At 63.0% G+C, this 10513-nt stretch carries 9 protein-coding genes; 2 read left to right on the top strand and 7 right to left on the bottom strand.

Features of this window, described 5'->3' with window-relative positions:
* Nucleotides 1–355 precede the first annotated feature (355 nt).
* The 4 genes from QBK88_RS30345 to QBK88_RS30330 all read right to left on the bottom strand — a co-directional run bounded on the left by QBK88_RS30345 (nucleotide 356) and on the right by QBK88_RS30330 (nucleotide 4922).
* Nucleotides 356–982, bottom strand: coding sequence for a LysE family translocator (locus tag QBK88_RS30345; protein WP_268141277.1), 627 nt, complete (start codon nucleotides 980–982; stop codon nucleotides 356–358).
* Nucleotides 983–1184: 202 nt separating this feature from the next.
* Entirely contained in the window at nucleotides 1185–3377 is a 2193-nt protein-coding gene (locus tag QBK88_RS30340) for a TonB-dependent siderophore receptor (RefSeq protein ID WP_277964987.1), read from the bottom strand.
* A gap of 196 nt (nucleotides 3378–3573) precedes the next feature.
* Nucleotides 3574–3879 carry a signal peptidase I gene (gene lepB, locus QBK88_RS30335; protein WP_445765025.1) on the bottom strand — a complete coding sequence of 102 codons (306 nt, stop codon included), beginning with the start codon at nucleotides 3877–3879 and terminating at the stop codon, nucleotides 3574–3576.
* 35 nt (nucleotides 3880–3914) lie between these two features.
* Nucleotides 3915–4922, bottom strand: coding sequence for a WYL domain-containing protein (locus QBK88_RS30330; protein WP_277964986.1), 1008 nt, complete (start codon nucleotides 4920–4922; stop codon nucleotides 3915–3917).
* 216 nt (nucleotides 4923–5138) lie between these two features.
* On the opposite strand from QBK88_RS30330, the gene QBK88_RS30325 reads away from it, so the two are divergent.
* Complete coding sequence (locus QBK88_RS30325) at nucleotides 5139–6194, top strand: hypothetical protein (protein ID WP_277964985.1); 1056 nt, start codon at nucleotides 5139–5141, stop codon at nucleotides 6192–6194.
* Here the strand turns inward: QBK88_RS30325 and QBK88_RS30320 are convergent.
* Entirely contained in the window at nucleotides 6191–7627 is a 1437-nt protein-coding gene (locus tag QBK88_RS30320; RefSeq protein ID WP_277964984.1) for an amidase, read from the bottom strand. The two genes, QBK88_RS30325 and QBK88_RS30320, sit on opposite strands and share 4 nt — an antisense overlap.
* A 99-nt stretch (nucleotides 7628–7726) precedes the next feature.
* On the opposite strand from QBK88_RS30320, the gene QBK88_RS30315 reads away from it, so the two are divergent.
* The gene (locus QBK88_RS30315) at nucleotides 7727–8320 is read left to right on the top strand and encodes a TetR/AcrR family transcriptional regulator (RefSeq protein WP_277964983.1); all 594 of its coding nucleotides are present in this window, start codon (nucleotides 7727–7729) and stop codon (nucleotides 8318–8320) included.
* Nucleotides 8321–8384: 64 nt separating this feature from the next.
* Here the strand turns inward: QBK88_RS30315 and QBK88_RS30310 are convergent, their stop codons facing one another.
* Both QBK88_RS30310 and QBK88_RS30305 read right to left on the bottom strand, forming a co-directional pair.
* Nucleotides 8385–9698 (bottom strand): dicarboxylate/amino acid:cation symporter, encoded by a 1314-nt coding sequence (locus QBK88_RS30310; RefSeq protein WP_277964982.1) that lies wholly within the window; start codon nucleotides 9696–9698, stop codon nucleotides 8385–8387.
* A 55-nt stretch (nucleotides 9699–9753) separates the two neighbouring features.
* A partial coding sequence (locus tag QBK88_RS30305; RefSeq protein WP_277964981.1) for an amidohydrolase family protein occupies nucleotides 9754–10513 on the bottom strand: 760 nt, incomplete at its 5' end.

The raw sequence follows: 10513 nt of genomic DNA, 5'->3' as shown, positions 1-10513 counted from the left end.
ATGCGTCGGCCTTGGGGTGGGAGCTTAGCTTGCTAGCGAAAATGGCAACGCGGTGTACCTGATGGACCGCGTTGTGCCCTTCGCCAGCAAGCTGTGTTCCTACAGGCTGCGTCGGCCTTGGGGTGGGAGCTTAGCTTGCTAGCGAAAATGGCAACGCGGTGTACCTGATGGACCGCGTTGTGCCCTTCGCCAGCAAGCTGTGCTCCTACAGGATTGCGATGGCCGCTGGCGACGCGCATGACGTTGTGGGACCGGGCGCAAGCTCGGGAAGCAGGCAACCCGGTCGATCTCGCAGCCCCGTTCCCGAGCTTCGCCCGGTCCCACAGGGTTGACATGGATGCTACAGAGGCCGCGATCAGGGACGACTGAGCAACGCGAGCCGCACTGCCAGCGCCGTCAGCACCGTTGCCAGCCCCAGCGACTGCACCTTGGCCCAACGCCCGGTGGAGGCCAGGCGGCGGTGGATGGCGGCGCCGAACACGCCCAGTACGGCATGAAACACCGTGGCCGTCAGCGCCAGCATCACCCCCAGCTGGATCAACTGCCAGCCCACATGGCCGCGCTCCGGCTGCACGAACTGCGGCAGGAACACCATGAAGAACAGCAGCGCCTTGGGGTTGAGCAGGCTATTGAGGGTGGCGGAGAACAGGATGCGCGCCAACGGCAGTTGCTCCCCGCTGTTCAACGCGCCCAGGCCGCCACCGCGCAAGGTCTTGAACGCCAGCCACAACAAGTACACGGCGCCCGCGTAGCGAATCAGGTCGAACGACGGCGGCCAGCTGGCCACCAGCGCGGTCACGCCGGTGGCGGTCAGCACGGCAAGGCTGAGGTCGGCGATGGTGATGCCCGCCGCCGCCATCAACCCGCCACGCCAGCCCCGCGCGATAGCCTGGCTGAGCACGAACGCCATGTTGGGGCCGGGCGACAGCAGCAAAAGAATGACAGCCAGAAAAAAGACCGGAAGGGTATCGAGGGAGACCATGGCGGGTGCATCCGTGCGTGGACAAATGAGCGCACAGGATAGCCGCGGCAAGGGGGAACGTCCTGCAACAGCTGCGCGCGATTTCACCGGGTCAGTTGCCAAGTGCGACAAACGAAATTCACTGTGCCAGCGCTGCGTTGCAACTGGCACACCGCATTCGGCCCTGTCGCGGCCTACGGGCCGCTTCAGGGCGCGATCAGGCTCAGAAGTCTACCGACCCCGACAGTTTGACCAGACGTGGCTCGCCCTGGGTCAGGTAACCCCCGTTGGCCGACGCCCAATAGTTTTTGTTGGTGAGGTTGTCCACGTTCAGGCGCAACGTCACGTTCTTCTGATCCACCTTGAACGCGTAGCGAGCGCCCGCGTCGAAACGGTTCCAGGTGGGCAAGCTGAGGGTGTTGGCCTCATCGGCGAATTGCCCGCCCGTGCGCAGCATCCGCGCGTTCAGCGCGACGCCGTCCAGGCCAGGCACATCCCAGTCCACCGAGGCGTTGAGCTGGAAGGTAGGCACGCCAATGGCATGGTTGCCGTCGTTGCTGGCCACCGCGGTGTCCTCAAGCCTGGAGGTCATGCGGGTAGCACCGGCCAGCAGGCGCAGGCCTGCCAGCGGCTCGCCGAACAGGTTCAACTCGACACCGCGGTTGATCTGGTTACCGGCGCGCACGAAGTTGTTGGCCGAGTCGGTGTAGCCGTCATTGGGCTTGTCGATCCGGTAGGCCGCGACGCTGGCGCCGTAGGTGCCCATGTCGAGCTTGACGCCCGCCTCCACTTGCTTGGTACGCCCCGGCGCGTAGGACTGCCCGCTGTTGTTGGCGGTGAGCGGCGCGGTACCGCCGCTGGCCAGGCCTTCGATACGGTTGGCATACACCGACACGTGGTCGACCGGCTTGTAGACAATGCCGAACACCGGCGTGGTGATCGACTTGTCATACAGGGCGTTACGGGTGCCGTCGGCGCCCGTGGAAACGCCGTTGTAGGTCGAACCGTCGTAGTTGTAGCCCTCGACGCGCAGCTGCTGGCGGCGCAGGCCCAGGGTCAGCAATACCGAATCGTCGAAGAAACCCAGGGTGTCGGACGCGGCGATGCTTCGTGCACGGGTCTTGGCCGTGACGCCCGGGTCCCCCATGTCGCCCCCGGTCAGGTAGGTCGTGCCCTTCACCATGGCCGCCGGCGAGTAGATATTGGTGGCGGTGCTGGTGCCGTTGTAGAACTCGTAGGCGGCTTCGGTCTGGGTCCACAGGGTGGACGCGCCAATGTTCACCTGATGGGTAACCGGCCCCGTGGCGAAGTTGCCGTTCAGCCCGGCCATCAGGCTGGTGCTGTCGATGTTGGAAGGAATCATGGAGCCGCTGATGGTCGCCGCGCCCGTGCTGGCATTGGTCAGCGTAGGGGTCGCGTAAACGCCGGTCTCGCGGTCGTGCTTGGCGCCGCCGGCCAGGTAGGCCGACCAACTGTCGCTAAGGTCCCAGTCGCCACGGATCATGCCGAAGGTGTCTTCGGTTTCCTCGTAACTCCAATCGGTACCGTAATTGGTGCGGGCGCTGGGGGCCGTGGGAATGTTGGTCACGCTGCCCACGTAGACATCGTTGCGCAGGCCATTGACCCGCTGCTTCTGGTAGCCAAAGGTGCTGGACACACGGAAATCATCACCGCGGTAATCGAGCCCCATCACGAACAGCTTGCTGCGCTGGCTTTGGTCGTCAACCGCGGTATCGCCCTCGCGCTGCATCAGGTTCACGCGCGCGCCGAAACGGTTGTCTTCACCGAAGCGCTCACCCAGGTCAAGGTGTTCACCGATGCGGCCATCGCTGCTGATGTCCTGGGTGTAACGGCGAATGGGCGTATCCGTGGCGTATTTGGGCTGCAGGTTGACCACACCCCCCAAGCCGGTTCCCGAGGGTGTCACGCCATTGAGGAATGCGCTTGGCCCCTTGAACACCTCTACCCGCTCAACACCTTCCACACCAATGATCTGACGCGGCAGGATACCGTACAGACCACCGAAGGAAACGTCGTCGCTGTTGAGCGGCAAACCGCGAATGACGAAAATCTGCGATTGGTTGCCATAGCCATATGACGTACGCACCGAGGCGTCGTTGAGCAGCACATCCCCGACGTCCTCAGCCTGCTGATCTTCGATCAGCCTGGAGGTGTAGCTGGTCATGGTGAAAGGCACGTCCATGATGTCCTGGTTCCCCAGAATGCCCATTTGCCCGCCGCGTGCCACCTGGCCACCGGTGAATTCGGGCACCAGCGGTTGAGCACTTTTCTTCACCGCGTCGGCGGTGACCGCCACCGGCCCCAGGTCAATGGCGGTATCGGCTGCGTGAGCGCCGGCGGACAAGCAGCAGAACAGCGCCAGCAGTGTGGGCCTGGAAGGGAAGCGCGGGGTCATGGGGGAGGATCCTGAAGTCAAAATGGCTGAAGTCGACGCCCCCCTGGCAAAATGCTATCCAATGAAGATACTAACAAATGCATTTGCGAACTGTTATCACTTTCTTTCGGGTATAGCGAATTTTCGTGTATTGCGCTCGTTACTGTTTCACTGCTACCAAGCGCCTGCCCGGGAGCCAAAATCGGCCATCCGGGGTTCACTCCAATCGATGGCCGAACCGTGGAAGCCGCGGCAGCCAGTCGTCAAGAATGTCCGCCGAGACAAGCACATGGTGCGCCCGGCCGATTAAAATCCGGCGGGGCACGAATCCGATATAGCGCGAGTCGGCACTGTCGTCACGGTTGTGGCCCAGCATGAAGTAGCTGCCGGCCGGCACCGTCACCGGCCCGAAGTTGCTGAGCGGCAACTTGAGGCCATAGGCCACGCGGTTCACCTGCACCACGTCGCCTTCCAGCAAGGTGGGGCGCATGGAGCCGGAAGGGATGGGGTTCCAGTCAGCCACCGAGGTCCTGAAAATACCGAAACACAGTAGAAAGATCAGGGTTCGACGTTGTGGTTATCGTACATCGCCACGGCAGCACGCAAGGTTTCTCGTACATGGTCGCGCAGGTACGCAGGCGCCAGCACTTCGATCTCTGCCGCATTGCTGAGCAGAAACAGGCGCAAGCCCTGGGTGTCCAGGATCTGGCACTGCAGCAGCCACCCAATGTCGTGCTCGGCCAGCTGCTGGTCTGGGTCCAGCGGGTTTTCCCTCAGGCGGTTCAGCAGGTTGGGCATCAACCGCAAGGCCAGGCCGATCGGCTTGTCGCTGTGCACGGTGATGAGGTCTTTCTGCACCTGGAGGTCGTCCACGCGATACCCCGGCGGTTGGTCCACCTGCAGCCAGTCGTCAGTGACTTCGAGCATGCGATGCAGCATCAAGGCGCACGTCTTGCCGGGGCCATTGCTGCTGTACTTGCCACGCGGGAAAGCCCCATGGGGGTCACGACCATCCGACCACTGTTCCGACACCACCAGGGCGCTGAGGTAGATGTTGGAGTCTTGCCAGGACAGCGCCAGTGGCTGCAGCCGGTAGGTGCAGGTAGCCTCCAGGTTGTCTCGCGGGCGGTAGACCACCTTGAGGCTTCTATCGCCCAGGAGTGCTTCCTGGATCAGGGTCAGGTGCGCGGGCACATGAGCACCCGGTTGCAGAACCGTGAAGCGGGTATTGGTGGTGATCCGCCCCTCCCCCACCAGGTCCCTTTTGGCGTGGGCGCGAATTCGCGCTTCTGCGTAGGTACGCAGCACCCCCAGTTGCTCAACGGAAGATTTGAAACCGAAACGGTCGGCGTGGTGAAAGATCGCCGTCAGGGTAATCGCATCCGTGGGGGTCAATTCGAGTTGCAGGCTTTTACCGCCGATGGTCCAGTGATGCGCGCGCCCCTGGGCCCCATCACACAGCTCTACCCGTTTGTCATCCCTGAGGTTGAACAGGTCCCGGCGCGTGGTTCGCGAGGCGACCGTGTAATGACTTCTACTCGCCTCGTGCAGCTCCTCCGTCGTCATCGAGCCTCCCCTGGCCTGCAAGATACTGATCAATATCCCCTGACGGTTGAGACCGCTCCGGTCGGATCTGGGGCTACGCGGAATTTCCCTGGGCGGTCGACGGGGCAAAATAAAGTCTCCAGAACGGTGGACACGGACAACGGACGGTCATGTCATTTGACATCATGATCTCGCTGGCACACAACCCCCACCCGTGTCAGCCCACAGGAGCCTCGCATGACCGCCAGACAGCAATTCATTGCCCGCCCGTACGTTGCCGATTTCATCGAGTGGTTTGCCCGCGAACTCGATTCCCGAACGTTGTTCCAGCACACCTATATTCAACGCCGCACGGGCAAGGTGTGGGCCTGCGAAAGCCTGTACGACGCCCTCGAGACTTACCAGTGGAATAGCCCGGCGAATGACCGGCTAGGCTTCGCCGCCACTGGCGATGCAGCCGGCAATGCACAAGCACTGAAGGCTTTGCGTCGCGACCTGAAAGCCGCTGGCAGCGATGACGCGAAGATGCTGCAAGCAACCCTGGACGTCATGGCCTGGGGGGGTGTGACGGCCGGTAACGCCAAATGGCTGCGCGCTAACGAACGCGGCCTTGCGCAGCAGGTCAACGAGGTTGCGGCTGCGATTGACGCCGGCGACCCCGCGGCACCGGTACTGCGCGCCAAAACGCTGCGCTTCAATGCCGGCATGACCAAGGTGTACTCGCTGCTGTGCGCCGACTTCATCATCTACGACAGCCGTGTCGCCGCTTTTCTGGGGCATGCCGTGGTCCTGTTCTGCACCCTTCACGGGCTGACCACCGTTCCCCGGTACCTGTGCTTTCCCTGGGCAGGTGCCAAGGAAGGTAAAAACGCCCAGGCCCCCAAGCGCCGCAACCCTGGGAACGGCACCCTGGCGTTCAGCCGCCTGCGCCCCCATGCCCACCATGCGTTGTGGAACCTGCGCGCCAGCTGGGTCATGAATGCAGTGCTCGCTCACCCTGCCGCGGCTGACAGCCGCTTCAACCGGGCCCGCAGTCAGGGTGATGCCTTGCGGGCACTTGAATCGGCAGCCTTCATGTATGGCTACTGCCTGGGCGCGCCTTACACCCTGGCCGCTGATGCCGACTGCGGTGAGCCCGACGAACACGTCGTTGCCCTGATCAAACAGGCCGAACACGGCCAATGGCACGAGATCGACGTGGACGAGATGCTGGCAGAGCTGGACATCATGATCAAAAAGGCGGAGGAAGAACCAGCGCCAGGCGCGAACCCTGCAGGTCCCGCCCGGCGTTAAGCATTTCCCGCCCACACCGCCGGGCGACGTTGTGCCCAGGGCAGTTCTCGCTCCAACTGCCCCGCCAGCCCCAGCAGCAGCCCCTCATCACCGAACCTGCCCATGAACTGCATGCCAATGGGCAAGCCCGTCAGAGGGTCATGGGCAAGCGGTACCGACATGGCTGGCGCCCCCACGACATTGGCCAGGGCCGTGAACGGCGACTGGTTGAACACATGGTTCATCCAGCCCCACCCATCCAGTTGTTCCTGCTGTGCGTTGTAGGTGCCCAGCATCGGCGCCAACCCTGGTAACGTGGGCGACAGCAGCACGTCGTGAGCCTCAAGCAAGCCACCGGCGTGGCGGGCGACGATGTTGCGCTCGAACAATGCGCCCAGCAACTCGGTGGCCGACAGCGCTTTGCCTTGCCGGTACAGCGCCAGGGTCGCCGGTTCCAGGGTATGGGTATCAATGCTGCGCCCTGTCGCGGCGGCGATGGCATCGATCCAGGCTGCGGTGTTGGACGACCAGAAGCGTGCGTTGAGCGCCACGAAAGCCTCCCAACTGATGCCGATGTCGACCGCCACCGGCTCGACCCGGTGGCCAAGCGCCTCAAGGTGGCCGACCGTCTGCAGCAACGCATTCTGCACGGCAGGGTGCAGCGCCTGGCCGTTCAGTGGGCTCGTCTGCACACCGATACGCAATGGCCGCGGTTGACGTTGGTACAGTGCCAGAAAGCTCGCTTCAGGGGCCTGTACATGAAATGGGTCGCCGACGGCGTGGCCGTGCATGGCATCCAGCAACGCAGCGCTGTCACGTACCGAGCGCGTCAGCACCCCGTGAACCGCCAGGCCACTCCACACCTCATCCACCTCTGGCCCCATGGGCACCCGCCCGCGGCTGGGCTTCAAGCCAAACAGCCCGCACATTGACGCGGGCACGCGGATGGAACCACCGCCATCGGTGGCGTGAGCCACCGGCACCATGCCCGCTGCCACGGCCGCCCCTGCACCGCCACTGGAGCCGCCGGCGCTGCGCGCTACATCCCAAGGGTTGCGCGTGGGGCCCAGCAGGCGGCTTTCAGTGGTGGTGCTGGCGGCAAACTCCGGTGTGGCGGTTCTGCCTAGCGCCGACAACCCGGCACGCCGAAAGCGCCGCATCAGCTCCGAATCGCTCTGCGCCGTGCAACCGAGTGCCAGCGCACTGCCCATTTCATTGCGCCGCCCGGCCGCGGTGATGCCCAAGTCCTTGAGCAACAAGGGCACGCCGCCGAGCGGCCCTTCGACAACGCCCGGCTCATCGGGCCAGACCTCTACCACGGCGTTGAGCTGGGGGTTGACGGCCTGGATGGCTTGCAACGCAACTGCGCGTACGTGTGAAGCACTGATCTGGCCGTCACGGATGAGCTGCGCCAGGCCCGTTGCATCCAGGGCCGCATATTCAGACAGGTGCATGAACGTCTCCAACTGGGTATGATCGATACTGATCGGTATCAAACGATACCAGTAAGTATCACACGATACTACTAAGTATCTCAGTGGCAGGAGATTTTCATGCGCCCGCAACGCACGCCTCAGCTACCGCCTAGGGAACGCATCATTGATGCTGCCCAGGCGCTTTTCATGGAACAAGGGATTTCGCGCGTCAGCGTGGACGCGATCGCCGCGCTGGCGGCATCGACGAAAATGACGGTGTACCGGCATTTCGAGAGCAAGGATGTGCTGATCCTGGATTGGCTGGCGGGCCTGACGGCCAGCTATAGCGGGGTGCTCGACCGGTTGGCCGCGGACTGCCCCGACGCCCCCGACCAGCAACTGCTGGGCTTCGTCGCGTTCATCGTCCAGGACCTGGAGCGCTCGGGCTATCGCGGCTGCCCGTTCACCAATACCCTGGCCGAGCTGCCAGACGATGCGCACCCGGCACGGGCACTGATTCAAGCGCACAAGCAACGGCAGTTTGCGCGATTGACAGAGCTGTGTACCCGCATCTGGCTCGACGAACCGCAGGAGGTCGCCGAGGAACTGACCTTGCTGATGGAGGGCGCTCAGGTCGTGGCGCAGAACAAGGGCCTGGCGAACCCGGGTGAGCGGTTGACACGCATGGTACAGCGACGCCTCCAGGCGGTGGTATCGCTCTGCCCCCAGTGATCAGGGGCAATGGTCGATTCGCCAACACGGCGCTCTTGCACACGGGCACAAGCAGCCATGGGGGTCAGGCGCGACGGCCCAGTTCCCGGGCCAACTGCTCACGATCAAGCTCTTTTTCCCAGGCGGATACCACCAGCGTGGCAACACCGTTGCCCACCAGGTTGGTCATCGCAAGCCCGGTGCCCATGAAGCGGTGGATGCCCAGGATCAGCACCATCCCCGCCACCGGTACCAGCGGCACGACCATCAGGGTACTGGTGAGCATCACGAAGGCCGCCCCGGAAACACCGCTGGCGCCCTTGGAGGTCAACATGGCGACCACCACAAGCGTCAGTTGCTGGGACAAGGACAAATCGATATTCAACGCCTGGGCAATGAATAGCACGGCCATGGTCAGGTAGATGTTGGTACCGTCCAGGTTGAACGAGTAACCGGTGGGGACCACCAACCCCACGACCGGCTTGGAACAGCCAAGGCGTTGCATTTTTTCCATGATCTGCGGCAACACCACTTCCGATGAACTGGTGCCCAGCACCACCAGCAACTCTTCCTTGATATACCCCAGAAACCGCAGAATATTGAAGCCGCACACTTTCGCCACGGCCCCCAGCACCACGATCACGAACAGCGCGCACAGCACGTAGAAGCACACCACCAGTTTGAGCAGCGGCAGCAGCGAGCCGACACCGTAGGTGCCCACGGTGAACGCCATTGCGCCGAACGCCCCCAGGGCAGACAGCTTGGCGATGATATGGACAATACGAAAGAACACCCCGGACAGGCCTTCGATCATGGCGTAGACCGGCCGGCCCTTCTCGCCCATGGACGAAAGGGCGCAACCGAACAGGACCGACACCAGCAGGATGCACAGCACGTTGCCTTCGGCGAAAGCCTGCACAAAGGTCGCAGGAATGATACCCAACAGGAAGTCGACCATATGCAAGTGCTCAGCCTTTTGCGCAAAGCCTGTCACGGCCGAGGCATCAAGCGTGTTCACGTCGACATTGAAGCCACCACCCGGGTTCAACAGATGGCCGCCGACCAAGCCAATCACCAGTGACACCGATGAGATAACCTCAAAATAGAGCAGCGCCTTGCCGCCCACCCTTCCGACCTTCTTCAAATCCTGCATCCCCGCGATGCCCGTGACCACGGTACAAAACACAACGGGGCCGATGATCATCTTGATCAACCGAATGAACCCGTCGCCCAGCGGCTTGAGGTCAGCGGCAAAGGTGGGCCAGAAGTGGCCCACGGCGATGCCCGCACCTATCCCCAGCAATACCTGAAAATACAGGGCGCGGTAGAACGGCTGCCGGGCATTTGCCTGGGGTACTGGCGGCGCTTTCACGGGTGCAGCTACAGGGCGGGGAATCATGGCATCGGGCTCGCTGGCAATCTTATTGTTGGGGGTGGCACGCGTGGGCGCAGGGTCAACGACCGTAGAGCTTGAGGGGGTTGTCGACCAACAGCTTCTGGCGCAGCGCAGGGTCTGGGCAGAATGTGGCCATCAGGTCTACGAGCGCGCCATCGTTGGGCATGTCCTGGCTGATATTCGGATGAGGCCAGTCGGTACCCCACAGCACGCGATCTGGAGCGGCCTGGATCAGGTGTTCGGCAAAAGGCACGGCGTCTTCAAAAGGCCGGCGCCCGGCAGAAACCCGTTCAGCGCCGCACACCTTGACCCAGGCCAAGGGGTTTTCCATCAGCTCCAGCAAGGCTCGAAACGCAGGCTGGCCCAGGCCATCCCGGGCTTTGACGCGGCCCATGTGGTCGATGATGAAAGGCACCGGCATACGCTGCAACCGCTGGGCGTAGGTGGAGATGTCCTGAGCATCGAGGTGCAGCACCACATGCCAGCCCAGGTCCGCCAGGCGATCGACCGTCTGGTCGAACACTTCCAGGTCCGGGGCGCCACCCAAATGCGCGACGAAGTTGAACCGCACGCCACGAACACCACCGGCATCCAGCGCCTCCAGCTGCGCATCCGATTCACTGCCATCGACAATGGCCACGCCTCGGTACCGCCCCTCACTGCGCGCGATGGCGTCCAGCATGGCGCGGTTGTCACTGCCATGGCAGCTGGCCTGGACGATGACCCCACGGGTCAATCCGAGGTAGTCGTGCAGTGCCCGCAACTGCTCGCAGGGTGCATCGGGTGGCGTATAACTGCGGTCGGGGGCATAGGGAAAA

The organism is Pseudomonas sp. RIT-To-2 (genome assembly GCF_029623465.1).
Taxonomy (GTDB): domain Bacteria; phylum Pseudomonadota; class Gammaproteobacteria; order Pseudomonadales; family Pseudomonadaceae; genus Aquipseudomonas; species Aquipseudomonas silvicola.
Note: the sequence above shows the minus strand (reverse complement) of the source record. Positions and strands in the feature narration are given on the sequence as shown.